The sequence below is a fragment of the Streptomyces sp. SAI-135 genome (assembly GCF_029893805.1).
Lineage (GTDB): Bacteria > Actinomycetota > Actinomycetes > Streptomycetales > Streptomycetaceae > Streptomyces.
In genome coordinates, this window is the sequence record NZ_JARXYP010000002.1 from 3,046,834 (window position 1) to 3,071,490 (window position 24,657).

The following is a 24,657-nucleotide window of genomic DNA, read 5'->3' on the forward strand; positions in this document are numbered from 1 at the left end:
TCCGCACATGAACGAACTCTTCGCCACCCTTCCCGACGGCACCCCGGTGCACCGCTGGACCCTGGAGCGCGCGGGTGTCCGTGTGCGGATCCTGTCGTACGGCGGGATCGTGCAGTCGGTCGAGGTCCCGGACCGGGACGGGCGGACGGCGGACGTGGTGCTGGGGTTCGCCGGCCTGGAGGGGTACCTGGAGCACCCGGAGCCGTATCTGGGAGCCTTCATCGGGCGGTACGCCAACCGCATCGCGGGCGCCCGCTTCGAGCTGGACGGGGTGACGTACGCGCTCGCGCCCAACAACGCGCCGGGCTCCCTGCACGGCGGCGAGCGCGGCTTCGACAAGCGGGTGTGGGACATGGAGCCCGCGGGTGAGCACGGGGTGCGGCTGAGCCGGGTCAGCCCGCACGGCGAGGAGGGCTTCCCGGGGCGCCTTGAGGTCTCGGGGACGTACGGCCTGGACGAGTCGGGTGCGCTGCGGATCTCCTACGAGGCGGTCACCGACGCGCCGACCCTGGTGAACCTGACCAACCACAGCTACTTCAACCTGGCGGGGTCCGGGAACGCGGGCGGGCACGAACTGCGCGTCGACGCCTCGCGCTTCACCCCGGTCGACGCGGATCTCATCCCGACCGGGATCGAGGAGGTCGAGGGCACCCGGTTCGACTTCCGTCAGGCACGCAAGGTGGGCGCGGGCTACGACCACAACCTCGTGCTCGACAAGGGGCTCACCGCAGAGGCCGTCGAGGTCGCCGAGTTGTACGACCCCGCGTCCGGGCGGGTGCTGACGGTGGCGACCACCGAGCCGGGGCTCCAGCTCTACACCGCGGACCATCTGACCGAGCCCTTCTCGCCCGGGGACGGCGTCGCGCTGGAGACCCAGCACTTCCCCGACTCCCCGAACCGCCCGGAGTTCCCGGGCACGGTGCTGCGGCCGGGCGAGGTCTACCGCTCCGAGACGGTGTACCGCTTCTCCAGCCGCTAGGGACGAACGAGCCCCGGCCCAGGGGTCAGGTCCCGGGCCGGGGCTGCTTGTGAGAGGGCTCTGCCCCCTGTGATCAGACGTTAATCGTCGCGGTGACCCGGCGGTCCCCGATCGAGCGCCCGACCTGGATTTCGTACGAACCCTTCACATACGACCACGATGAGGTCTTCTCGTCCCAGATCTCGAACGCCCGGCGCGGGATCCGGACGGTGACCTCGACCCTCTCGCCGGGGCCGGCCTCGGCCCCCGCGAACCCGGCGAGCCGGCGGGCCGGGCGCTCGGCGTCGGGCTCGGCGGGCGCCAGGTAGACCTGGACGACCTCGCGGCCCGCCCGGGCACCGGAGTTGCGCAGCCGGACCCGGACGGTGGTGCCGCGGACCTCGACGGACTCGTAGGTCCAGTCGGTGTAGCCGAGGCCGTGGCCGAAGGGGTAGACCGGGGTGCGGCCTTCCTTCTCCCAGGCGGCGTATCCGATGAACACGCCCTCGCTGTAAGGGAGTTCGCCCCCCTCGGGGACGACCCGGGTGACCGGGGCGTCGGCCAGGGCGCCCCAGGTGGTGGGGAGCCGGCCGCCGGGCTCGTGGGCGCCGGTCAGCACGTCGGCGAGGGCCGCCCCGCCCTCCTGGCCGGGGAACCAGCCGAGCAGGACGGCGGCGACGTCCTCGCGCCAGGGCATCTCCACGGGGGAGCCGGAGTTGACGACCACGACGGTGTTCGGGTTGGCGGCGGCGACCGCGCGGACCAGTTCGTCCTGGCTGCCCGGCAGGGTGAGGTCCCGGCGGTCGTAGCCCTCGGACTCGACGCGCTCGGTGGTGGCGACCACGACGACGGCCGTGTCGGCGTTCCGGGCCGCCTCGACGGCCTCGGCGATCAGCTCGTCGGGGTCGCGCCGCGGGTCCTGGTGGGCGAGGGTGAACGCCACGACCTTCATCGGCACGTCGTCCGGGAGGACGACGGCGTGCGTCAGGGAGACCTCGACCGGCTCGCCCGCGGTCAGTTCGACCCGGGCGCGGGGCTCGGGGGCACCGAAGAAGGTGACGAACGGGTCATCCTTGTCGGTGCTCTGGACGTCGTCGTAGTACGTCGTGCCGTCGACGACCAGCCTGAAGGCGCCGAGCCCCTTGATGCCGAAGGTGTGCGAGCCGCTCTCGCGCGGGGTGAAGGTGCCCGTCAACTCGACGCTGTGCAGCCGGTCGTGGGTCACGCCCTCGGGGAGGTCCGTGCCCATCCACTGGATCTGGCCGTTGGGGGCGGACGCCGTGCCGATGACGTCCCCCGCCGCGTCCCGGCACACCGCCCGCAGGGTGAATCCCTTGTCGGCGACGGCGAGTTCGGTGTTGGGGTCGGCCCCGACGGCGTAGGTCAGGGTGCCCTTGGGGAGGGCGGCGGTGAGGCCGTCGAGCGGGGAGACGACCCGGTCCGGGAAGACGGTGGCGGAGCCGCCGCCGAGGACCCGCGCGTCACGGGCGGCGGCGCCGATGAGGGCGACCGCGCCCGGCCTGAGCGGCAACGCCCCTTGGTTGCGGACCAGTACGAAGGCGCGGCGGGCGATCTCGCGGGCCAGCCCGATGCCGTCGACCGGGTCCGGGAGGTCGGTGACGACGGGTTCGGCGCCCTCCAGGATGCCGACACGGGCGGCGAGCCGCAGCACATTGCGTACGGCGGTGTCGACGGAGCTCTCCTCGACCTCGCCGTCGCGCACCGCCCGGGCGAGGGCTTCGCCGTAGACGGTTGCCGGGCCGGGCATGGCGACGTCGAGGCCGCCCTCGATGGCGCCCTTGGTGGAGCGGGCGGCCATCCAGTCGGAGACGTTGCAGCCGTCGAAGCCCCATTCGCCGCGCAGGACCTCGTTGACCAGGTGGTGGTGCTCGGTCATCGTCGTGCCGTTGACCGTGTTGTAGGCGGTCATGATGCCCCACGGGTGGGCGTTGTCGACGATGTGCTCGAAGGGTGCCAGGTACAGCTCGCGCAGGGTGCGTTCGGAGACCAGGTTGTTCACCGTGAAGCGGTCGGTCTCGGCGTCGTTGGCGACGAAGTGCTTGACGGTGGTGCCGACACCGCCCTCCTGCACACCGGTGACGTATCCGGCGCCGATCCGTCCCGTGAGGAGGGGGTCCTCGCTGTAGGCCTCGAAGTGGCGGCCGCCGAGCGGGGAGCGGTGGAGGTTGACGGTGGGGGCGAGCAGGACGTGGACGCCCTTGCGACGGGCCTCCTGGGCGAGCAGGACGCCCGCCCGGCGGGCGAGTTCCGGGTCCCAGGTGGCGGCCAGCGCGGTCGGGGAGGGCAGGGCGATCGACGGGTCGTCGGCGCTCCAGCGCACGCCCCGGACGCCGATCGGGCCGTCGGACATGACGAGGGAGGCCAGGCCGATCCCGGGGAGCGCGGGCAGGGTCCACATGTCCTGGCCGGAGAGGAGCCTCGCCTTGGCGTCGAGGTCGAGTGCGGCCAGCGCCGCCTCGACGGCCGCCTCACGGGCCTGGTCGGCGGGGGTGATGCCCTCGGGGTCCTCGGATGCCGCCATGGCGGTGCCTCCTCGTTGAAGTCCGTGCGGTCCTCACATCGTGCATCCATTACCTGGCGAGCGGTAGGTTTCGTTATTCTGCTGTTACATAAGCGGGTGGGGCATGTCGTACGGTGACGCCATGAGCGCCAGGACGAGAAGCGAGGAGCGCCGGGGCGAGATCGTCCGGGCGGCTCTGGAGGTCATCGCCGAGCGCGGCTACCGGGGCGCGAGCCTGGCCGCGGTGGCCGAGCGGGTGGGGCTGACCCAGCAGGGGCTGCTGCACCACTTCCCGACCAAGGACGCGCTGCTGGTCGCGGTGCTGGAGGAGCGGGACAAGTGGGACGCCGTGCCGAACGGCAGCTGGCGCGTCGACCTGCTCGCCTCGCTCGTCGAGTACAACGCCATGCGGCCCGGCATCATCCAGACCTTCTCGGCGCTGCTCGGCGAGAGCGTGACGGAGGGGCACCCGGCCAGGGAGTACTTCACCGACCGCTACACCCGGGTGCGCGCCTCGATGGCGGCGGCCCTGCGCACCGAATACGGCGACCGCCTGCCGAACGGACTGAGCCCGGAGCGCACCGCGCCGCTGCTGGTCGCCGTCATGGACGGCCTCCAGTACCAGTGGCTGCTGGACCCGGAGTCGGTGGACATGCCGGGTGCGTTCCGGGACTTCCTGCGGTTGCTGGGCGAGCCGGCGGGCTGAGGCTCACTGGCTCCAGGCGACGGCGAGAGCCTTGCTGAGCGCACAGACGGCGGCGAGGGCGAACGCCCGGCCGAACAGCGCCCACAGGACGACGACCCGCAGTATCACCCGCCCGCGGACACCGCCGCCACGACTTCGACCTCGATCAGCGCCTCCGGCCTGAACAGCCGGGGCACCTCGAAGGTCATGCTGGTGGGTGGGGTGCCGGTGAGGAACTCCCGCCGTACGGCGCCGTACTGCTCCAGTTCGGAGATGTCCGTGAGGTAGGTGCGGATGTTGATGACGTCGGCCAGGCTCGCGCCGTGTGCGTCGAGGAGGGCGGCGAGGGTCTCGAAGACGCCCCGGGACTGCTCGGCGAGCGTGGCGCCCTCGGCGATCTGCCCGGAGACGAACAACAGGGCGCCGCCGCCGTCCTGTTCGACCCGGGCGACCTGGGAGTAGTAGGGGCTCAGGGGCTGGGGCGCGCCGACGGGGTTGTCCAGAGTGATCCGCATGGCCTCGACGCTAGGTCCGCCCTTGTGATGCGACAAGCGAATGTCCAGCATGGCTGCCATGCCGAAACCGCATCACACGGATCTCCCTCCCGACCTCGCCACCGTCTGGCTGCGGGTCTTCCTGGAGGTCGCCCGGCACGAGTCGTTCACCGTGGCCGCGCGCACGCTGGGCTGGACGCAGTCGGCCGTGTCCCGGCAGATCGCCTCGCTGGAGGGGGCGTTGGGCGGGGCGCCGCTGTTCGACCGGCTGCCGAGGGGGGTCCGGCTGACCGAGGCGGGGCGGGTGCTCGTGCCGTACGCGGAGACCGTCACCGGGGCGCTGCACGGGGCCGCGCGCGAGCTGGCGGCGCTGCGGGAACCGGCGGGCGGGCGGCTGCGGTTCGGGGCGTTCCCCACGGCGGACGCGGCCCTGGTCCCGCACGCCCTCGGCGCCTTCCGCGCCCGCCGGCCGGGCGTGCGGGTCTCCCGCGAGGAGGGGCTCACGCCGTCGTTGCTGGACCGGCTCACCGAGGGGCGCCTGGACCTCGCGGTCGTCTCCACGACCGGCGGGGCACCGCTGTCGGCGTACGAACTGAGCCATCTGCTCGACGAGTCGCTGTACGTCGCCGTGCCGGCCGGGCATCCGCTCCTGGACGAGGGCGGCGGGCCGGTACGGCTCGGGCGGCTCGCGGACGCCGACTGGATCTCCGGGAGCCCGCGGCCCGAGGGAACGCTTCTCGACGCGGCCCTGCGGCAGGGCTTCCGGCCGCGGATCGCCCATGTCGTCGGCGAGTGGACCGCCAAGCAGGGCTACGTCGCCGCCGGGCTGGGGGTGACGCTGGTCCCGGCACTCGCCGCGGAGGCCGTACGGCCGGACGTGGTGCTGCTCCCGGTGCTCGACGAGGGGGCTCCGGCTCGGGCGGTGTACGCGGCGACGCCGCGGGGCCGGTCGGTCTCACCGGCCGTGGCGGCGTTCGTGGAGTCGCTGCGGGAGGCCGCGGGGCGGCTCGCCCGCGCCTCGTCCCCATGGCGTGGCCCCCTTCCGTCACGCGATACTGCCGACGTCCCGCACCACGCGCGCCCCACAGCGACGGAAGGACCTGAACTCCCTTGACATTCCTACGTGTTCGGATCGGCGTTCCCCAATTGGCCCTGCTGGCCCTGCTGGCGGGGCCGGTGGCCTCCGCCAGCGCGGCGACGGCACCGGCCGCGCCCTCGCCCACCGTGGAGGAACAGCGGCTCGACCGGGCCGTGCCGCGGGAGATCCTCGAACGGTCCGGATTCGACGCCGTCCCGCAGCGCTTCACGCGGGCGCTCGGCTCGGCGCGTTCCTACGGGCAGGCGCACAAGCTCGTCGTACGGCAGGGGGCCGCGCTGTGGAAGCGGGCCGTCGACCGGGCGCAGGGGCGGGGGCCGGCCGGCGGGGACCTGAGCCGGGACGACGACCGGCCCCTGTACTGGGCGCGCCTGGGGATGACCCGCGCGGTGCGCACCTGGGAGCCGCGATTCGGGCTCACGAACCGCCAACGGGCCGCTCTGCTGGGTGAGTTGGAGCGGACTTCGCGGGGGCAGACGTCCGTGCGGTACCCGGGGGGCGACCGGCTGAAGCGGGTGCTCGTCACCGGGTTCGATCCGTTCACGCTGGACCGGGACATACGGATCTCGAATCCGTCCGGGGCCAGTGCGCTGGCCCTCGACGGGACGGTGGTCGAGACGGCGGAAGGGCCGGCGCGGGTGGAGACGGTCGTCTTCCCGGTGCGGTGGCAGGACTTCACGGACCAGACCGTGGAGCGGGCGCTGCGGCCGTATCTGAAGCACGTGGATCTCTTCACGACCGTCAGTCAGGGGCGGGTGGGCCGGTTCGACGTCGAGCGGACCAACGGGGCCTGGCGGGGCGGGTTCGCGGACAACGACAACATCGGGGTGACGGGGACGGTGCCGGTCACCGATCCGGCCACCCAGCCGCAGTGGACGACCACGACGCTGCCGTACAAGGCGATCGTGGACGCGGACACCGGGCGCTTCCCGGTCTACGACAACACGAGCGTGACCGAGATCCCCGCGGGAGGGACACAGCCCGTCGTGCGTCCGGACGGGCCGACCCCGGGGTCCACCGCGCGGGCGGGCGGCGGCGGGGACTACCTGTCCAACGAGATCGCCTACCGGGTCACCCTGCTGCGCGACCGGCTGGGACGGCACGACGAACTGCCGGGCGGTCATGTGCACACGCCGGTACTGCAGTTCGGCACGGGGAACACCGATCCGGCGACGGGGACGGTGACCGATCCGGGGTTCGTGCAGAACCGGCTGGACATCATCGCGCAGGTGCGGGCGATCGTGGTGGTGGCGGTGGAGCAGGCCACTTGAGGCAGGCCGCCGTCCTGGTGGAGTCCAGCCGGCGGTAGAAGTCGGCGACCGGGACCCCGGCCCGGCTCTCGGCGGCCGCCCGCAGGACCTGGGGGAAGGTGACGGTCCCGTGGCGGGCGGGGTCGGGACGGCACGTGGTGGCGAAGTCGCGCAGGAGCCGGAAGACCGCGTCCGCGTCCGTGCGCGTCGCCGGGCGGATCGTGGGCTCAGGCGCCGAGTTCACCGGATACGGCTTCCCCGTCCGGCTCGTCGCCCTCCTCGTCCCCGTCCCGCGTCTCCTCTCCCAGCAGTTCCCGTGCCATCAGGGTCGCCCCCGCCACCGCGCCCGGCATCAGGAACACCGCGACGAAGGGGATCAGGAAGGACAGGCCGAGGGGGGTGCCGAAGCCCCAGATCAGGGTCTTGCGGGAGCGCAGGAGGGTCAGCCGGGTTCGGAGGTCCACGCCGCGGCGCTGGAGTGCCACCGCGGTGAGTTCCTCGGTGAGGAAGAACCCGGTCACGAAGAAGCCGAGCACCGGGACCACGGTCTGGCCGATGACGGGGACGAAGCCCAGCGCGAAGAGCAGCACCGCCCACAGCGCGGCCCGGACCACGATGCGCACGCTGTCGCGCGCCGAGATCCACAGCTCGCGCCAGAGCGGCAGACCGGACTCGGGGGCCGTGCCGTCCGGGGAGACGTCCCGGTCGACCTTCTCGGAGAGGTTCTCGTAGAAGGGCTGGCCGATCAGGAGGGTGACCGCCGTGAAGGTCAGCACCGCCAGCAGGAGGGCCAGTGCGAACAGGACAGCGGTCAGGAAGCCCCGGAACAGGCCCCGCCACGGGCTCGACCAGTCACCGGCGAACGGGGTCGCCCAGGACACCACGTCCTCGCCCCAGTTCGCCAGGGCCACCAGCGCCGCCACGTACAGCACCAGGGTGATCAGGCCCGGGATCAGCCCGAAGCCGTACTGCCTGCCGTGCCGGGCCACCCACCGCTGGCCCTTGAGGAGATAGTGGAAGCCCGCCCCGAGATCACGCATGCCCGCACCCTATCGGGTGGCTCTCCAGCTGCGGATACGGCCGTATGCGCGGCCCGGGCACCCGAGTTGCGCCATCCGGGGCATCCGCGCCACGAACTCCCTCTTGTTGCGGTTGAGTCGAACAGGTACATCTCGCCGTACCGATCTCAGGAAGCCCCGGAGGAGGTACGCGTGCACACCACGAGAACCGTTCCTGCGAGACCCGTCCTGCTCATCGCCCTCGCCGGCTCGCTGCTGCTCACCCCGACCAGCGCGAGCGCCGACCCCGAGCCCCCCAAGCCCCCCACCCGCGAGCGCGCCCACGACCAGGGGCTGGCCCGGGCCCCGGAGAGCGCCGCCCGGCGGTCGCTCACCGCCCCCGTCACCGGCCTCACCGACACCACCCGCGGCTATCCCCGCGAGCAGGTCCTCACCCCCGACCCCGAGAACCCGGCCGACCGGTCCGTCAAGCTGGGCCTCACGCCGTACCACGCGATCGCGCCGAGGCTCAACGCCCTCCAGCGGCTGGGCGACCGGGTGAGCGTCGAGGTCGCCGGGCGTTCGGCGGGCGGGCACCGGCTCTACCTCGTCACCGTGACCGCCCCGGAGACCACCGCCCAGGCCCGCGCCCAGGAGCGGATGCGCGAGCTCATCGAGAACGCGCCCGCGACCGCCGCCAAGTCGAAGGAGATCAAGGCGGGTTACAAGACGCCGGTCTTCTTCAACAACAACATCCACGGCAACGAGTGGGAGGGCACGGACGCCTCCCTGAAGGTCGTCGAGCGGCTCGCGACGGCCCGGGACCGGCGCACCCGGGACCTGCTCGCCCACTCCCGGCTGTACTTCAACATCACCGCCAACCCCGACGGCCGTATCGCCGGCACCCGGGCGAACGCCAACGGCTTCGACCTCAACCGGGACTTCGTGACCGCCTCGCAGCCCGAGACGCGGGCGATGCGGCAGATCGAGATCGACAAGCAGCCGGCCGTCATGCTCGACCTGCACGGCTACGTCAACGGCACGCTCATCGAACCCACCACTCCCCCGCACGGCGAGAACTACGAGTACGACCTCTTCCTGAAGAACACCTACGCCAACGCGCTCGGCATGGAGACCGCCGTCAACGGCCTCGGCTACACACCCGCCAAGGACGGCGTCGAGCCCGCGCAGATCCCCTTCCGGGACCAGGAGGAGGGCTGGGACGACTGGCCTCCGATCTTCACCCCGCAGTACGCGGCCTTCCACGGCACGGTCGCGGCGCACACCGTGGAGATCCCGCTGGCCGTCAACAACTCCCTCTACGACAGCCTGCCCGTGGCGGAGCTGCGACGGCGCTCCGCCATCAACACGGCGGTCGCGCAGGCGGCCGTCACGGCGACCCTCGACTTCGTCCGGGAGAGGCGGACCTCGCTGATCGCCGACCAGATCGAGGTCTTCCGGCGCGGGGCAGCGGGGGCCGCCCAGGTGCCGGTGTCTGCCGAGACGGTCCCCGGGGTGCCGGGCATCGGACCCGAGGACGTGTACACCACCGACTTCCCCCGCGCGTACGTGATCCCGTCCGGCTCGACGGCCTCCGCCCGGCTCGTCGACCACCTCCTCGCCAACGACGTCCGCGTCGGCCGCGCGAGCCGCGACCTGAGGCTCGGTGGACGGACGTACCCGAAGGGCTCGTACGTCGTCGACATGCGCCAGCCCAAGCGGGGCCTGGCGAACGTGCTGCTCGCGGACGGCCGGGACATCAGCGACAAGGTCTCGGTGATGTACGACATCTCGGGCTGGAGCCTGGGCCGGCTGTGGGGCGCGACGGTCGCACCGGTGCGCTCCGGGAGCCTGGCCGGTGCGGACCTGCGGCCCGTCGCGGCCGCCGCGCACGTCGGTTCCGTCGCCCCGCGCGGCGACCTGCGGCTGCGGCTGACCGACCCGCAGGAGATCGCGGCCCTCAACTCGCTGCTCCGGCAGGGCGTTGCGGTACGGCGGGCCGCCGACGGCAGTGCGATCGTGCCCGCGGCGGCGCGGGCCCTCGCCGCCGGGGCCGCTCGTACCTACGACGTGGTGTTCGACGCGACGCGGCAGAAGGGCACGGCGGAACTGCGCCGCACCCGCGTGGCCGCCGCCGTGACCCCCGGCGAGCTGTTCGCGCTGCGGGAGATGGAGTTCGAGGTCACCCCGGTCTCGACGGCCGTCCTGAACGCCGGCTTCGACTGGTCGTCGGTGGACGTGCTGTTCGTGTCGGCGGGGCTGGACCGTGACGCCCTCACCAGCGGCGCCCGTACGGCCCTGGACGCCTTCCTGGGCGCCGGGCACGGGCTCGTCGGGCGCGGGACCGTCGGGGCCGCGCTGAGCACGGACACCGGGCTGCTGGCGGCGCAGCCGGTGGAGGGCAACGGGGACGCCAACGGCGTGGTGCGGGTGGTGAATTCGGGCCCGGTGACGGCCGGGGCACCTGATCACGGGTTCGTCTACGCACCGGTGTGGTTCACCGGCCTCGGGCCGGGCGTACGGGTGGAACAGGCGTACGCCACCGGGAACCCGCTGGTCTCCGGGCACTGGCGGTCCCTGCCGGACGGCTCGGGCGGTCCCGCCGCCGCGGCCGGGCGGGCGTCGGTCGTCAGCGGCCCGCATGCCGTCCTGTTCGGCACCGAGCCCCTCTTCCGGGATCATCCCAAGGGGGAGTTCGCCCAGGTCGGACGGGCGTTGTTCACCATGGCACGCGCGAGCAGCGGCTGAGTTGAGGAGAGCGGATGACGCAGGAGATCCACGGCACCGTCGCGGACGGCTTCGAAGCGGTGCGCGAGGAGTTCACCGCTTTCGTGGCGGGCGAACGGCCCGACTACGAGGGGCAGTTGAGCGCGTATGTGCACGGCAGGCGGGTCGTCGACCTGTGGGCCGGTGAGGGCGTGGGGCCGGACTCCCTCTACGGCGTGTTCTCGTCGACCAAGGGTGCCGCCCATCTGGTGGTGGCGCTCCTCGTCCAGGAGGGCACCCTGGAGCTGGACCGCAAGGTGACCTACTACTGGCCGGAGTTCGCCGCCGAGGGCAAGGGCCAGCTGACCCTGCGGGAACTGCTGGCGCACCGGGCCGGGGTGGTGGGGCTGGACGGCGGTTTCACCGCTCAGGAACTGGCGGACGACCGGGCGGTGGCGGAACGGCTCGCGGACCAGAAGCCGTTCTGGCGCCCCGGCACGGCCTTCGGCTACCACGCGCTCGTGATCGGCGCCCTCACCGGCGAGATCGTGCGGCGGGCCACCGGCCGCACGCTCCAGGAGGTGTACGAGGAGCGGATCCGGGCTCCGTACGGACTGGACTTCCACCTGGGGCTGCCCGAGTCCCTGGAACCCCGTTACCGCTCGGTGCAGCCCATGGCGCCCACGGCCACGCAGCAGGCCCTGCTGGACACGACACCGACGGGCCCGCACACCCTGGCCGCGATCACCTTCAACCAGCAGGTCCCGGACCCGGGTGACCTGGTCGGCTACGCCAACTCCCGTGCCGTGCGCGCGAAAGGGCCCGCGTCGGCGGGCGGCGTGGCGGCGGCGCGGGGTCTGGCCGGGATGTACGCGGCGGCGATCAGCGAAGTCGCCGACCGGCCCCCGCTGCTGAAGCCGGACACCATCGCGGAGGTGGGCCAGATCCACTCCGTCGGCTACGACCTGGTGGCCCGGGCCCACAAGTCCTACGGCCTCGGCTTCCAGGCCACGGCCGACATGTGGCACCCCTGTCTCGGGGCCGGTTCCTTCGGTCACAGCGGCGCCGGCGGCTCCCAGGCCTTCGCCGACCCGCGCAGCGGCCTGTCCTACGGCTACACCCGCCGCCGGATGGCGTTCCCGGGAGGGGCGGCGCCGGAGAACGAGCGGTTCGTGCGGGCCGTGCACACGGCAGCGCTCGCGCTCTGACGGGAACGGAGGCGGCACCCCACGTCCAGGGGTGCCGCCTCCGTCCCGTACGACCGGCGGGCTCCGTCAGACGAGCGTCACGGAGATGTTCCCGCGGGTCGCCTTCGAGTACGGGCAGACCTGGTGGGCCTTCTCAAGGAGGGCGCGGGCGGTCTGCGCGTCGAGCTGCGGGAGGGTCGCCGAGATCTCGACGATCAGGCCGAACCCGTCGGAGTTCTTGCCCAGGCCCACCTTCGCGGTGACCGTCGAGCCGGAGATGTCGGCCTTCTCCTGGCGGGCGACGACGCCGAGGGCACCCTGGAAGCAGGCGCTGTACCCGGCGGCGAAGAGCTGCTCGGGGTTGGTGCCCTTGCCGCTGCCGCCCATCTCCACGGGCGGGTTGACGACCAGGTCGAGCCTGCCGTCGTCGGTGGCGACACGGCCGTCGCGGCCGTTCTCGGCGGTGGCGACGGCCGTGTACAGGACGTCGGACTGCTGGATTTCCGGCATGCGGTTGTCTTCCTCCTCGGTCCACCGCGACTCGCGCCCACGATCGACGGCGGGATTCGGAAAGAAGTTACCGCATGACGGAAACACCGGGCAGGGGTCAGAGCTTGACGATCATCTTTCCGGTGTTGTCGCCGCGCAGGACCCCGAGGAACGCCTCCAGGTTGTTCTCGATGCCCTCGACGACCGTCTCGCGGTACTTGAGCTGCCCGGACGCGACCCAGGGGCCGACCTCGGAGACGAACTGCGGCTGGAGGTCGTAGTGGTCGCCGACCAGGAAGCCCTCGATGCGGCCGCGGGTCTGGATGAGCCGGGCGAGGTTGCGCGGGCCCGGGGCTGCCTCGGTGTTGTTGTAGACCGAGATCATGCCGCAGACGGCGATCCGGCCGCCCTGGTTGAGGGAGCCGATGGCGGCCTCCAGGTGGTCGCCGCCGACGTTGTCGAAGTAGACGTCGACGCCGTCCGGGGCGGCCTCGCGGAGCTGCTCGCTGACCTTGCCGTTCTTGTAGTTGAAGGCCGCGTCGAAGCCGTACTCCTCGACGAGCAGCTTGACCTTGTCGTCGGAGCCGGCCGAGCCGATGACCCGGGAGGCGCCCTTGAGCTTGGCGATCTGGCCGACCTGGCTGCCGACGGCACCCGCGGCGCCGGAGACGAAGACCGAGTCGCCCTCCTTGAAGGAGGCGGTGCGCAGCAGGCCGGCGTAGGCGGTGAGGCCGGTCATGCCGAGGACGCCGAGGTAGGTGGACAGGGGCGCGGCGTCGGCGTCGACCTTGACGGCGTTCTCAGCGCGTACGACCGCGTACTCGCGCCAGCCGAGGAAGTGCAGGACGTGGTCGCCGACGGCGATGCCGTCCACGTGGGACTCGACGACCTCGCCGACCGCGCCGCCCTGCATGACCTTGCCGAGCTCGAAGGGGGCGACGTACGACTTCGCGGCGCTCATGCGGCCGCGCATGTACGGGTCGACGGAGAGGTACTTGTTCCGGACCAGCACCTGGCCCTCACCGGGGGTCGGGACCTCGGCTTCGACCAGGGCGAAGTCCTCGGGCTTGGGCCAGCCGACCGGGCGGGAGACGAGGTGCCATTCGCGGTTGATCATGATGCCTGCGACCTTTCCATTTACTTCAGTACCTTAAACAACCATGCCTCTGAATATTTCAGGTTGTCAAGTAAAGGGGTACCCTTGACCCCATGCCCACTCCTCACAAGACCCGGCCCGATGCGCTCACCCTGGAAGTGGTGGAGCTCATCGGGGACGTGGTGGCCCGCTTCTACTCGGACTACGAGGACGCGGCCGCGGAGCACGCCCTCACCGGGGCGCAGGCGCGGCTGCTGAGTCTGCTCTCCCTGGAGCCGCTGCCCATGCGCAAACTGGCCCAGAAACTGAAGTGCGAGCCGTCGAACGTCACCGGGATAGTCGACCGGCTGGAGGCCCGCGAGCTGGTGGAGCGGCGCCCCGACCCCGCGGACCGGCGGGTCAAGGTGGCGGCGGCGACCCAGGCGGGGCTGGAGGTGGCCCGGGAACTGCGGGAGGGCCTGCGCTTCGCGCGCGAGCCACTGGCAGGGCTCTCCCAGGAGGAGCGGGAGTCACTGCGGAATCTGCTGCGGCGGATGCGGGACGCGTGACGGGGCCGCTCGGGGGGCTTCGCGGGCGGCGCGGGGGCGGCTGCCTGAACGGGGCGGACGAGTGTCGGAACGGGGAGTGACGGTTGCCGGAACGGGGCGGACGACTGTCGGAACGGGGAGTGACGGTTGCCAAAAGGGTCCGGGCGACTGCCGGGAGAAGGCCCCGGTGGCTGCCGGCTGGACCCGGTCGGCCGCCCGCAAGAACCCATCGGGCCACTGCCCCGACAGAAGCGGGCCACTACCCGCGACCGCATCGCACGGCAACCGGAACACAAGCCAAGCGGCAGCCATCCGGACCCGGCCCGGTACCCGCAGCCACACCTCGACCGACCGCCCCGACAAAGGCCGGGCCACTGTCCGGAACACGCATCGCATCACTGCCGCAACTGAGGCCAAGCGGCAGCCGATCAGACCCGGCCCGGAGCCCGCAGCCAAGCCTCGACCGACCGCCCCCACCAAAGCCGGGCAACCGCCCGCGGTCGGCGCGGGTTCGGGGGGTTGCGCGGAAGTGGGGTCGGGCGGAGCGCGGGGGCTAGCGGCCCTTGCGGATGAGGTCGGTGATGTGTTCGCCCTCGCTGATGGTGAGGGGGCCGGTGGTCTCGTCGCCGATTCCCAGTGCGGCCGCCAGCGTACGGCCGTGGACGTCGAGGGTGGCCTCGGTCAGCGTGGTGAGGTCGGCCACGGCGGCGCGGGCACGGGCCCATCCGGTCAGGCCGATGCCCGCGGCGACCAGCACGGCCGGCCACCACACCACGGTGAGCAGCAGGTAGGGCACGGCCCACGTCCCGGTGGCGACCGAGGCGGCGAACGCCGAGTGCGCGGCGGTGAGATCGGTCCGGGCGGAGTCGGGGAGCACCAGCCAGAGGCGGGACCAGCCGTAGGTCAGATCGAGTCCGTAGCGGTGGTGGGCGATGGACTCCACGGCGTGGATCCGGTCCCCCATCCAGGTCGGCCTGCCCGGCTCGGCCATGGCCAGCCGGGTGATGCGCCGGGCCACGTCGTCGATGCGGTCCTGCCGCTCGCGGGTGCGGACGGCCGGGCTCACGGCTTCCAGCGCCCGGCGTTCCTGTACGAGCCGGTACCACCGCGCACGCCGGCGTGCCGTACGCGCCGCCGCGACCCGGGCGAGCGGGCGGGGCCACGGCCCCAGCCAGACCCGTCGGGTGACCGCCGCCAGCGTCTGCACGACGAAGCCCACCCCGGAGGCGGCCGCCAGAACGGCCACGACGAGCAGTGCCTGCGCCCCGCTCGGCAGGTCCGCGACCTCGGCCATGGTGTCCTCGGCCCGCCGGGTCAGCAGCGCGACGTTCCACGCGTCGGCGTGGCCGAGCTGGACGGCGAGCCAGACCGCGCCGAGGAAGAACGCCCCGGGCAGCACGAGCAGGCTGATCCACCGGTCGGCCAGTGTCTTGGCCAACTGCTGGAGGAATCCGCCCACTTGCGCTACCCCCGCTCCATGACACGGCCCAGTACCGCGCAGCGCGGGAGGGCACCCGCCGGCGGCGGCACCGCCGTACGGTCGCAGGCTCCGTCCGGGCAGCGGAAGTTCTCCTGACGGGCGGTGCCCGGCCCGGCGCCCGGCAGTCCCGTGGCGAGGGTGCGCAAGGTGGTCTCGCGGTCGGTGTTGAGCAACTGGCCCAGCAGAGTGAGCACCGGGCGCCGGGCCCGTGCCTCGGCCACGATCCGTTCCAGCAGCTGCTGACGTGCCGCGGTGTGGAGCCTGGTCTCGCCGATCAGCGCGTCGAACTCCCTGCACAGCGTGGTCAGGGCCGATCGTTCGGCGTCCACCACGGCTCCCCCTTCCGTCAGTCGGCCGATAGTCTCATGGTCGATGTCCTCCGACCACCGGCTTGATCCGGGTCAGCTGAACGACCAGGCGGTCGACCTTCTGAACCGCGCGACCCAGGCCGGGGACACGGTCCTGCTGGGCCGGTGTGTCCCGTTGTTCCGGAACGTCGTCGCCCTGACACCGCCGGAGCACCCGTACCGTGCCACCCGCCTGTACAACCTCGCCGAGACCCACCGGGCGCTGTACGCGCTGACGGGACGGGAGGACGACGCCGAGCAGTCGATCGGCATCGGGCGGCAGGCCGTGGCCGCCCTCCGGGCCGGTGACCCGAACTCCGCGCTGATCCTGGGCAACCTCGGCGTCACCCATCTCCTGCGGTTCCAGCGGGCGGGGAACCCGGACGACCTGGACGCGGTCATCGAGTTCGGGGAACGGGCCGTCGTCGCGACCGGCGCCGAGCTGAACATAGAGTTCTACCTGGCCACCCTCGCCACGGGCCACTTGATGCGGTTCCAGCGGACCGGGCACCACGCGAACCTGGACCGCGCCATCGACATGGACGAACGCGCGTTGGCCGCGGCCCCCGCGGCCTCCCCGCGCCTCGCGACCATCCTGACCGACCTCGCCTCGGGCTACCTGTTTCGCTTCGAGAGGACGCGGTACTTCGCGGACCTGGACCGCGCCATCGACACCGGCGAGCGCGCCCTGGCCGGCAACCCCGGCGACCCCCTGAACCGGGCGACGGCCCTGACAAACCTCACCACATGTCATCTGCGGCGCTTCGAAGCAAGCGGGCACCTCGCGGACCTGGACCGCGCCATCGACACCGGCGAGCGCGCCCTGGCCGGCAACCCCGCCGACTCCCCTCACCTGCCGACCATCCTGACCAACCTCGGCACCGCCTACTGGGCCCGGTTCGGACGGGCGGGCCGGCCGGCGGACCTGGACCGTGCCATCGGGTTCGGGGAGCGGGCCGCCACCCACACCGGCAGCCCGTACCGAGTGACCACCCTGTCCAACCTCGCCGTCGCCTACCAGGCCCGCTTCGAGCGGACCGGCAGCCTGGCGGACCTGGACCGGGCCATCGGCCACCACGAACACGCGGTGGCCGCGGCCCCGGACGACGCGCCGGACCGTGCGGCCTACCTGTCCAACCTCGGCCTGGCGTACCACGCGCGCTTCGAACGGCTGGGAGAACTGGCCGATGTGGACCGGGCCATCGACCACCTGGGGCGTGCCGTCGCCACGGCGCCCCAGGGGCACCACCAGTTCGCGACGTTCCTGTCCAACCTCGGGGTCGCGTACCACGCGCGGTTCGAACGGCTGGGTGAGGCGGGCGATCTGGACCGTGTCGTCGCGCACTACGAACGGGCCGTCGCCGCCACACCCTCCGACCACCCGAACCGTGCGCTGCTCATGTCCAACCTCGGTGCCGCGTACGACGCGCGATTCGACCGGACCGGACGTCCCGTCGACATGCACCGGGCCGTCGAGAGTCTGGAGAGGTCGGTCGCCGCGGCGCCCGCAGATCACCCGTTCCGCGCGACCGCCCTGAACAACCTCGCTTTGGCCCTGCGCGGGCGGTTCGAACAGCTGGGGGACGTGGCCGATCTGGACCGGGCCGTCGCCCATCAGCAACAGGCCGTGGCCGCCACACCCCCCGACCACCCGGATGTCGCCCACCGCCTGTCGAACCTGAGCCTCATCCACTGGTCCAGGTTCACCCGCGTCGGGGAGCCGTCCGACCTGGACGCGGCCATCGACGCCGGCCGACGCGCGGTGGCCGCCACACCCGACGACCACCCGAGCCGTGCGAGGCACCTGAGCAACCTCGGCAGCGCGCTCAGCCAGCGCTTCGGGCACAACGGCAGCCTGCACGACCTGGACCGGGCCCTCGCGCATCACGAACGGGCCCTGGCCGCGACACCGGCCGACCACCCGGCCCGGGCCATGTACCTGACCAGCCTCGGGATCGTCCACCAGGACCGGTTCCAGCGCAGCCGCGCCACGGCCGACCTCGACCGCGCCGTCGACCTCGCGCTCCAGGCGGTGGCTGCCACCCCTGCGGACCATCCCGACCGTGCGCTACGCCTGTTCAACCTCACACGGGCCCATCAGAGCCGGTACGAGCACTCGGGCGACCCGGCCGACCTGGACCGTTCCGTCGAACTGGCCCTGGAGACGACCGCCGCGGTCCCCGCCGACCATCCGGAGCGCGCCCGGTACCTGTTCAGTCTCGGCAACGCCCACCGGCTGCGGTTCCAGCGGACCGGCGCCACGTCCGACCTCGACCGCGCCGTGGAGGCCGCGGAACAGGCGGTCAGGGCCACCCCGGGCGACCATCCCGGCCGGGCCGCTCGCATCTACTTCCTCGCGACCTGTTACCGGAGGCGGTGGGACACCGGCGGCGCCCTGGACCGGTCGAGGATCGCCGGACTGGCACGGGAAGCGCTCGCGGCCACGACGGCGCCCCCGCTGGACCGGCTGCGCGCCTGCTGGGCGACGGGCCGCCTCGCCTACGTACTGGACGAATTGCGCACCGCCCGGTTGCTGTTCGACACGGCGGTCGAGCTGCTGCCCTCGGTCGCGGCGCGGGAGACCTCCTCGGCGGACCACGAGTACCGCCTCGGCGCGAACCGCGGACTGGTCGGCGAGACGATCGCCGTGCACTGCGCCCTCGACGATCCGGCGGGCGCGGTCCAGGCCGGTGAGCTGGGCCGGTCGGTCCTGCTGGCGTCCCGGCTGGCGCTGCGCACTCCCCTGGCGGAGCTGGAGGCCGAGCACCCCGCCCTGGCCCGCCGTCTGAGCCGCGTCCGCACGGCCCTCAACGCCCCGGATCCCCCGGCCATGGCCACCACGCCCGACGACGGCCAGGACATCGACCACGTCGACCGGCGCAGAAGGCTGTGGGACGAGCACGACGCCGTCCTGACGGAGATCCGGCGCCTGCCGGGCCTTGACCGGTTCCTGCTCCCGCCGACGTGGAGCGAGCTGCGGCCGGCGGCCGGCGGCGGGGCGGTCGTGCTGCTCAACGCCGGACTGCAGAGGTGCGACGGCATCGTCGTCACCGCCGACGGGCCGCCGCTGCCGGTACCGCTGCCCGACCTGCGACTGGCCGACGCCGAGGCGTGGGCCGCCGAGTTGACGGAGGCGACGCACGACTCCGGTTCGTTCACGGGCGAGTTGCGCCGGCAGCGGGTGCTGACGGAGGTGCTCGGCCGGCTGTGGGACACGGCGGTCGAGCCGGTCCTCGACGCGGTCGGACAACGGCTCCGTCCGGACGACGGAGTCCTCCCCCGCGTGTGGTGGATGCCGACCGGACCGCTCGGGCTGCTGCCGCTGCACGCGGCCGGGCACCCGGGCCGGACCGGGGCGCTCGACCGGGTGGTCTCGTCGTACACACCCACGCTGCGGGCCCTGGCCCGCGCCCAGGGGCGGCCGGCCGCGACCGCCCTGCGCCGGCTCACCGTCGCCCTGGACCGGACCCCGGGGCTGCCGGACCTGCCGGCCACCACCGCCGAGGCGGCGATCCTGCACGCGGCCCATCCGGACATGCCGTTGCTCGTCAACGAGCAGGCCACCGCCGCCCGGGTGACCGGCGCGCTCCCCGAGGCGAACTGGGCGCACTTCGCCTGCCACGCCGGCACCGACCCCGACGCGCCCTCCGAGGGCGGGCTCCACCTGCACGACGGTGTGCTGTCCATCGCGGAGATCGGCCGCCGCGACCTCCACGAGGCCGAGCTGGCCTACCTGTCCGCCTGCTCCACCGGACATGTGGGCCGTCGGCACGCGGACGAGTCCATCCACCTCGCCTCGGCGTTCCAGCTGGCCGGGTTCCGGCATGTCGTGGCGAGTCTGTGGCCGCTGGACGACCGCGTCGCGGCCGGGGCGGCCGAGCACTTCTACCGGCTGATGCCGGACACACCGTCCGCCGACGACGCGGCGGCCGTGCTCCATCGCGTCATCCGGCACCTGCGTGCCGAGCACCCCGGGCGACCGCACCTGTGGGCGTCGCTGATCCACAGCGGGCCGTAGCGGGGGCACCCCCAGGGCAGCCTTCGCACCGGCGAAGCCCTACGTGCACCACCACAGGAAGCGGTCGCACTCCGTCGGGGTCGGGCTCGGGCTCGGTGCAGCGGTGGTGGGGGTGACCGTGGGAGCCGAACCGCCCCCCGTGGACGTGGGCGTGGCGGCGGGGGGCGACGCGCCGGAAGGCCTGGTGGTCGCCGAACCGGCTTCGGGACTCCTGCTGGCGTCCGGGTCCCCGCTCTCGGACGCGGAGGGCGACGGGGACTCGGAGGCCGACGGGGAAGGCGAGTCGGAGGGAACGGTCCCCTCGGGAGTCGGCCGCCCTGGACGCCGACGCGCTCGCCTCCGGGGAAGCGCCGCCCTCGGCCGACTCCCCGCCCGCCGCGGCCGGCTTGGCGGGAGAGCCGGGGGCGTCCATGCCCAGCTCCGCGAGGCTCAGACCGCCTGCCGCGAGCACGAAGCCCGCGGCGATCAGCAGGGTCCGGCGACGGCGACGGCGGTGCGCCGCGGCTTTGCGATCGCGACGGCTGGCTCCGCCGGAGGGATCCTCCGGGTCGTCGGACTCGTCGCCGTCCCCGCCGCCCCCGACGTCCCCCTCGTACTCGTCGTGGGCGTCGTACTCGTCGTGGGCGGGTTCGGGTTCCACGGGACCCCGGCCACCGCGGCCGCGTGCACGACGACGGGACGCTCGGCCGCCGGTGGGTTCCACGGAGCCCTCGGCCGTGCCGTCGGTCCCCTGGGCGGGGGTGACATCGCTGTCGGGATCGGCGGCCGAGCCGGTGCCGGATCCGGTCGAGCCGTACTCCGCCGACCCTCCGCCCACAGGACCACCCGCGTGCGGGGCACCCTCGCGGACGTCGCCGCCGTACGCCATGCCCGCCGGGCCGCCGGCGCCGTACGCCGTACCACCCTGACCCGCCGTGCCGTACGCCATGTCGGCCCGGCCGCCCGTGTCGTAGCCCGCGCCGCCCGTGCCGTACAGGGAGGCCTCCTGGGCGCCCTGGGCCTCTCCCCCGTACGGCGTCGCGCCGGGGGCGCTCGCGGTGCCGTACTGCGACTCGGCGACCCCGTAGGCGGCGTACGCCGGAGCCACCGAGGGCTCCTGCGGCCGGGCCTGGGCGGGCACGCGCAGTGCTTCGATCGTGGTGCCGCACCCCGGGCAGGCGAGGGCGCCGTTGAGGTGCCGTCGGCACGGGTCGCAGTAGTCCATGACGCGGGAAGACTAAGTTCCTCTCACGTGGCTTTCATAGTCACGCCTGTGAAGGTTGTGTGTCGAACTACCCGTTCGGGCGCGTCGAGTTGAGAGGTCCGCCAGGAACCGTTCGGGCATCCTTCCCGATCTCACCGAAACCGCCTTCGAAAGCCGTGTCGAAAGCAGTGTCGAAACCGTTATGCGTTCGACCCATTGACACTCCCGCCACCCCCTCCCTACTGTCACGTCAGCATTTCGAACGTGTGACGAAATTTCGAACAGACGTCACTGAGCCGACGAAGCAACGAGGGGCAACCGCCGTGCGCATCACCGGAATCAGCACACACGTGGTCGGGACGCCGTGGCGCAACCTGACGTACGTCCAGGTGCACACCGACGAAGGCATCACCGGAGTCGGCGAGACCCGGATGCTGGGACACACCGACGCGCTGATCGGCTACCTGCGGGAGGCCGAGGCCAATCACATTCTCGGCTCCGACCCGTTCGCTGTCGAGGACCTCGTCAAGAGGATGAAGTACGGCGACTACGGTCGGGCCGGCGAGATCGTCATGTCCGGTATCGCCGTGATCGAGATGGCCTGCTGGGACATCAAGGGCAAGGCCCTCGGCGTGCCGGTCTGGCAGCTCCTGGGCGGCAAGGTCACCGACAAGGTCAAGGCGTACGCCAACGGCTGGTACACCACCGAGCGGACGCCGGAGGCCTACCACAAGGCCGCCCGGGGCGTCATGGAGCGCGGCTACAAGGCGCTGAAGATCGACCCCTTCGGCACCGGCCACTTCGAGCTGGACCACGAGCAGAGCCTGTACGCGGTCTCCCTCATCGAGGCCGTCCGCGACGCCATCGGCCCGGACGCCGAGCTGATGCTGGAGATGCACGGCCGCTTCTCGCCGTCGACCGCCGTCCGGCTGGCCAAGGACCTCGCGCCCTTCAAGCCCGCGTGGCTGGAGGAGCCGGTGCCGCCGGAGAACCTGAAGGCGCTGGAGAAGGTCGCCGCCAAGGTCGACATGCCGGTCGCCACCGGTGAGCGCATCCACGACCGCATCGAGTTCCGCGAGCTCTTCGAGAGCCAGGCCGTGGACATCATCCAGCCCGACGTCGGCCACATCGGCGGCATCTGGGAGACCCGGAAGCTGGCCGCGACCGCCGAGACCCACTACATGCTGGTCGCCCCGCACAACGTCGGTGGTCCGGTGCTGACCGCCGCCTCGCTCCAGGTGGGCTTCACCTCCCCCAACTTCAAGATCCTCGAGCACTTCAACGACTTCGCCGACGCGGACATCAAGAAGGTCGTCAAGGGCGCCCCGCAGGTCGTGGACGGCTACTTCCACCTCTCCGACGCGCCGGGCCTCGGTGTCGAGCTGGACGTCGACGCGGCCGCGGAGTTCCCGCAGCAGCAGGCCCGTTTCGACCTGTGGGCCGAGGGCTGGGAGCAGCGCAAGCCCAAGGGCACCAAGTGAGCACGCGGGTCGTCATCGAGGGGCCCGGCGAGCACCGGCTCGACGCGCACGCCCCTCGTGAGCCCGCGGCCGGTGAGGCGCTGGTGCGCGTCCACGCGGTCGGCATCTGCGGCAGCGACCGCGAGGTGTACCAGGGCAACCGGCCCGAGGGATACGTGCGTTACCCCCTCACTCCGGGCCACGAGTGGTCCGGGACGGTGGAGGCGGTCGGGGCGGGTGTGCCTTCAAGTCTTGTCGGCCGCAAGGTCGTCGGCGAGGGCTTCCGCAACTGCCAGGTGTGCGACCGGTGTCACGCGGGTGAGACGACCCTGTGCACGGCCGGGTACGAGGAGACCGGGTTCACCCAGCCGGGTGCGATGGCCACCACGCTCACCCTGCCCGCACGGCTGCTGCACGTCCTGCCGGACGACGCCGACCTGACGGCCGCGGCCCTGCTGGAGCCGGCCGCCTGCATCGCGGCCGCCGCGATCAAGGCGAACGCCCTGCCCGGCGAGCGGGTGGCCGTGGTGGGGACCGGGACGCTCGGGATGTTCGCCGTTCAGTTCCTGAAGGCGAACTCCCCCGCCGAGCTGCTGGTGGTGGGGACCCGGCCCGACCGGGCGGAGCTTTCGAAAGCTTTCGGCGCCACCGACTTCCGCACCAGGTCCCAGGAGCTCCCGGACGACTTCGACGTCGTCATCGAGACCGCCGGGTCCGCGTCCGCCGCGGCCACGGCCGCCTCGCTGCTCCGGCGGGGCGGGCGGCTGGTCCTGACGGGCATCCCGGCGCCGGGTGCCGAGGGTCTCGACCCGACGGACCTGGTCGTACGGCAGCTGGAGGTGCACACCGTCTTCGGGGCCCCGCCGGACGCCTGGGCGCACACGGTACGGGTCTTCGGGGCCGGTCTGCTCGACCCGCTGCCGCTGGTCACGCACGAGCTGCCGCTCGACGGGTTCCCGGAGGCGATCGAGCTCGTCGGGTCCGGTGATCCGAAGGTCGGGAAGGTGCTGCTCCGCCCCTAGCCGTACGCCGGTACGGGGTGACCTGACCACCCCGTACCGGCGTACCCCCAAGCCCCGCACGACTTGAGCCGCGAACCTCGTCCGACATACCGAACACGAAGGACAGCTTGTGACGACCGACGCTTCCGCCCCGGCGGCCCGCCGACCCGGTGAGCAGGCGCTCACCGCGCTCGGCCTGGGCGCACCCGCCCTCGATCCCGCCGACGCCTCACCGCACGCCTTCCCCGGCGGCGGCCGCTGGCGCACCGAGATCCCCTCGTGCGAGGGACCGGAGGCGCTGGCCGTCGTCCTGAAGGAAGCCTCGCGGCTCGACGTGCCGATCCACCGGATCAGTCAGGGCAGCGGAGTCTGGATGCTGACCGACGCCGAGATCACCGAGATGGTCGAAGCCACGAACGAACGCGACATCGAGCTCTGCCTGTTCACCGGCCCGCGCGGCACCTGGGACATCGGCGGCTCGGTCCGGACCGACTCGCGCGGCGGGGGCCTGCGGGCCCGCGGTCACGACGCGGTGGCCGGCTGTGTCGAAGACGCCGTCCGGGCAACGGAGTTGGGCGTCCAGTGCCTCCTCGTCGCCGACGAGGGCGTGCTGTGGACGCTGCACCGGGCGCGGGCCGCCGGGATCCTTCCGGCCGACACCACCCTGAAGTTGAGCGCGCTCGTCGGTCCGGTCAACCCGGCCGCGTTCGCGGTCTACGAGAACCTGGGCGCCGACTCCATCAACGTGCCCAGCGATCTGACGCTCGATCACCTCACGGAGATCCGAAGGGTGTCGGCAGCTCCGATGGACATGTACATCGAGGCGCCCGACGATCTCGGCGGTTATGTCCGGATGTACGAGGTCGCCGAACTCATCCGGCGGGGCGCGCCGCTCTACCTGAAGTTCGGCCTGTCCAAGGCCCCGGGGATCTACCCGTACGGCCACCACCTGCGCGATCTGACCCTGAACACGGCCCGGGAACGGGTGCGGCGGGGCCGGCTCGCCCTGGACCTGCTGGCACGGCACGGAGCGGACGGCGACATGGCGCCGCTCGGTTCGCGACTGCCCGGGGCTCTGAAGCGTTTCGAAACACCCTCATAACGTTTCGGGCCGAGTCCCTTCACAAAAGCAGACGCAGTCACACACAATCCCACACGCCT

General features: G+C 72.5%; 20 protein-coding genes. 11 read left to right on the forward strand and 9 right to left on the reverse strand.

The features are described from left to right. The first annotated feature begins 7 nt into the window (after positions 1 to 7). Positions 8 to 979, forward strand: coding sequence for an aldose epimerase family protein (locus tag M2163_RS18250; protein WP_280894482.1), 972 nt, complete (start codon positions 8 to 10; stop codon positions 977 to 979). 73 nt (positions 980 to 1,052) lie between these two features. Here M2163_RS18250 and M2163_RS18255 read toward each other — a convergent pair whose 3' ends face one another. After that, positions 1,053 to 3,500, reverse strand: a complete 2,448-nt coding sequence (locus tag M2163_RS18255) for a glycoside hydrolase family 3 C-terminal domain-containing protein (RefSeq protein ID WP_280851731.1) — start codon at positions 3,498 to 3,500, stop codon at positions 1,053 to 1,055. Between the two features lie 103 nt (positions 3,501 to 3,603). On the opposite strand from M2163_RS18255, the gene M2163_RS18260 reads away from it, so the two are divergent. Beyond that, on the forward strand, positions 3,604 to 4,185 hold the full coding sequence (locus M2163_RS18260) for a TetR/AcrR family transcriptional regulator (RefSeq protein WP_280851730.1): 582 nt from the start codon (positions 3,604 to 3,606) through the stop codon (positions 4,183 to 4,185). A gap of 104 nt (positions 4,186 to 4,289) precedes the next feature. Here M2163_RS18260 and M2163_RS18265 read toward each other — a convergent pair whose 3' ends face one another. After that, complete coding sequence (locus M2163_RS18265) at positions 4,290 to 4,679, reverse strand: RidA family protein (RefSeq protein WP_280851729.1); 390 nt, start codon at positions 4,677 to 4,679, stop codon at positions 4,290 to 4,292. 49 nt (positions 4,680 to 4,728) lie between these two features. Here M2163_RS18265 and M2163_RS18270 point away from each other — a divergent pair, with 49 nt between their 5' ends. Both M2163_RS18270 and M2163_RS18275 read left to right on the forward strand, forming a co-directional pair. Next, positions 4,729 to 5,772: a LysR family transcriptional regulator gene (locus tag M2163_RS18270; protein WP_280851728.1), complete on the forward strand. Its 1,044-nt coding sequence runs from the start codon at positions 4,729 to 4,731 to the stop codon at positions 5,770 to 5,772. Further along, positions 5,769 to 7,025, forward strand: a complete 1,257-nt coding sequence (locus tag M2163_RS18275) for a pyroglutamyl peptidase (protein WP_280851727.1) — start codon at positions 5,769 to 5,771, stop codon at positions 7,023 to 7,025. Before M2163_RS18270 ends, M2163_RS18275 begins: the two co-directional genes overlap by 4 nt. Here M2163_RS18275 and M2163_RS18280 read toward each other — a convergent pair. Next, positions 6,973 to 7,248, reverse strand: coding sequence for a hypothetical protein (locus M2163_RS18280; RefSeq protein WP_280851726.1), 276 nt, complete (start codon positions 7,246 to 7,248; stop codon positions 6,973 to 6,975). The genes M2163_RS18275 and M2163_RS18280 overlap by 53 nt on opposite strands. Further along, positions 7,232 to 8,044 (reverse strand): EI24 domain-containing protein, encoded by an 813-nt coding sequence (locus M2163_RS18285; protein WP_280851725.1) that lies wholly within the window; start codon positions 8,042 to 8,044, stop codon positions 7,232 to 7,234. Before M2163_RS18285 ends, M2163_RS18280 begins: the two co-directional genes overlap by 17 nt. Before the next feature lie 171 nt (positions 8,045 to 8,215). On the opposite strand from M2163_RS18285, the gene M2163_RS18290 reads away from it, so the two are divergent. Beyond that, positions 8,216 to 10,750: a M14 family zinc carboxypeptidase gene (locus tag M2163_RS18290; RefSeq protein ID WP_280851724.1), complete on the forward strand. Its 2,535-nt coding sequence runs from the start codon at positions 8,216 to 8,218 to the stop codon at positions 10,748 to 10,750. 14 nt (positions 10,751 to 10,764) lie between these two features. Then, positions 10,765 to 11,916 carry a serine hydrolase domain-containing protein gene (locus tag M2163_RS18295; protein WP_280894483.1) on the forward strand — a complete coding sequence of 384 codons (1,152 nt, stop codon included), beginning with the start codon at positions 10,765 to 10,767 and terminating at the stop codon, positions 11,914 to 11,916. 66 nt (positions 11,917 to 11,982) lie between these two features. Here M2163_RS18295 and M2163_RS18300 read toward each other — a convergent pair whose 3' ends face one another. Together M2163_RS18300 and M2163_RS18305 are read right to left on the reverse strand one after the other, a co-directional pair. Beyond that, positions 11,983 to 12,405 carry an organic hydroperoxide resistance protein gene (locus tag M2163_RS18300; RefSeq protein ID WP_280894484.1) on the reverse strand — a complete coding sequence of 141 codons (423 nt, stop codon included), beginning with the start codon at positions 12,403 to 12,405 and terminating at the stop codon, positions 11,983 to 11,985. Positions 12,406 to 12,502: 97 nt separating this feature from the next. Further along, positions 12,503 to 13,501, reverse strand: a complete 999-nt coding sequence (locus M2163_RS18305) for an NADP-dependent oxidoreductase (protein WP_280851721.1) — start codon at positions 13,499 to 13,501, stop codon at positions 12,503 to 12,505. Positions 13,502 to 13,593: 92 nt separating this feature from the next. Between M2163_RS18305 and M2163_RS18310 the strand changes: the two genes are divergently transcribed. Next, positions 13,594 to 14,028 (forward strand): MarR family transcriptional regulator, encoded by a 435-nt coding sequence (locus tag M2163_RS18310; RefSeq protein WP_280894485.1) that lies wholly within the window; start codon positions 13,594 to 13,596, stop codon positions 14,026 to 14,028. A gap of 532 nt (positions 14,029 to 14,560) precedes the next feature. Here the strand turns inward: M2163_RS18310 and M2163_RS18315 are convergent. Both M2163_RS18315 and M2163_RS18320 read right to left on the reverse strand, forming a co-directional pair. Further along, the gene (locus M2163_RS18315) at positions 14,561 to 15,466 is read right to left on the reverse strand and encodes a hypothetical protein (protein WP_280851719.1); all 906 of its coding nucleotides are present in this window, start codon (positions 15,464 to 15,466) and stop codon (positions 14,561 to 14,563) included. A 5-nt stretch (positions 15,467 to 15,471) separates the two neighbouring features. Beyond that, positions 15,472 to 15,816 carry a hypothetical protein gene (locus tag M2163_RS18320; RefSeq protein WP_280851718.1) on the reverse strand — a complete coding sequence of 115 codons (345 nt, stop codon included), beginning with the start codon at positions 15,814 to 15,816 and terminating at the stop codon, positions 15,472 to 15,474. Positions 15,817 to 15,859: 43 nt separating this feature from the next. Here M2163_RS18320 and M2163_RS18325 point away from each other — a divergent pair, with 43 nt between their 5' ends. After that, entirely contained in the window at positions 15,860 to 19,852 is a 3,993-nt protein-coding gene (locus M2163_RS18325; protein WP_280851717.1) for a CHAT domain-containing tetratricopeptide repeat protein, read from the forward strand. Here M2163_RS18325 and M2163_RS18330 read toward each other — a convergent pair. Continuing rightward, a complete protein-coding gene (locus M2163_RS18330; RefSeq protein ID WP_280894486.1) occupies positions 19,779 to 21,056 on the reverse strand; it encodes a hypothetical protein in 1,278 nt (425 codons plus the stop codon). The two genes, M2163_RS18325 and M2163_RS18330, sit on opposite strands and share 74 nt — an antisense overlap. 302 nt (positions 21,057 to 21,358) lie before the next feature. On the opposite strand from M2163_RS18330, the gene M2163_RS18335 reads away from it, so the two are divergent. From M2163_RS18335 to M2163_RS18345, 3 genes are all read left to right on the forward strand, one after another. After that, positions 21,359 to 22,516 carry a mandelate racemase/muconate lactonizing enzyme family protein gene (locus M2163_RS18335; protein WP_280851715.1) on the forward strand — a complete coding sequence of 386 codons (1,158 nt, stop codon included), beginning with the start codon at positions 21,359 to 21,361 and terminating at the stop codon, positions 22,514 to 22,516. Further along, positions 22,513 to 23,517 carry an alcohol dehydrogenase catalytic domain-containing protein gene (locus tag M2163_RS18340; protein ID WP_280851714.1) on the forward strand — a complete coding sequence of 335 codons (1,005 nt, stop codon included), beginning with the start codon at positions 22,513 to 22,515 and terminating at the stop codon, positions 23,515 to 23,517. The genes M2163_RS18335 and M2163_RS18340 overlap by 4 nt, the downstream gene beginning before the upstream one ends. Positions 23,518 to 23,626: 109 nt before the next feature. Then, positions 23,627 to 24,598 (forward strand): hypothetical protein, encoded by a 972-nt coding sequence (locus tag M2163_RS18345; RefSeq protein WP_280894487.1) that lies wholly within the window; start codon positions 23,627 to 23,629, stop codon positions 24,596 to 24,598. Positions 24,599 to 24,657: the final 59 nt, after the last annotated feature.

Coding starts and splice junctions, on each gene's coding strand:
- M2163_RS18250 (WP_280894482.1), top strand. CDS start 8: ATGAACGAACTCTTCGCCACCCTTCCCGACGGCACCCCGGTGCACCGC.
- M2163_RS18255 (WP_280851731.1), bottom strand. CDS start 3,500: ATGGCGGCATCCGAGGACCCCGAGGGCATCACCCCCGCCGACCAGGCC.
- M2163_RS18260 (WP_280851730.1), top strand. CDS start 3,604: ATGTCGTACGGTGACGCCATGAGCGCCAGGACGAGAAGCGAGGAGCGC.
- M2163_RS18265 (WP_280851729.1), bottom strand. CDS start 4,679: ATGCGGATCACTCTGGACAACCCCGTCGGCGCGCCCCAGCCCCTGAGC.
- M2163_RS18270 (WP_280851728.1), top strand. CDS start 4,729: ATGGCTGCCATGCCGAAACCGCATCACACGGATCTCCCTCCCGACCTC.
- M2163_RS18285 (WP_280851725.1), bottom strand. CDS start 8,044: ATGCGTGATCTCGGGGCGGGCTTCCACTATCTCCTCAAGGGCCAGCGG.
- M2163_RS18295 (WP_280894483.1), top strand. CDS start 10,765: ATGACGCAGGAGATCCACGGCACCGTCGCGGACGGCTTCGAAGCGGTG.
- M2163_RS18300 (WP_280894484.1), bottom strand. CDS start 12,405: ATGCCGGAAATCCAGCAGTCCGACGTCCTGTACACGGCCGTCGCCACC.
- M2163_RS18305 (WP_280851721.1), bottom strand. CDS start 13,501: ATGATCAACCGCGAATGGCACCTCGTCTCCCGCCCGGTCGGCTGGCCC.
- M2163_RS18310 (WP_280894485.1), top strand. CDS start 13,594: ATGCCCACTCCTCACAAGACCCGGCCCGATGCGCTCACCCTGGAAGTG.
- M2163_RS18325 (WP_280851717.1), top strand. CDS start 15,860: ATGTCCTCCGACCACCGGCTTGATCCGGGTCAGCTGAACGACCAGGCG.
- M2163_RS18330 (WP_280894486.1), bottom strand. CDS start 21,056: ATGGACTACTGCGACCCGTGCCGACGGCACCTCAACGGCGCCCTCGCC.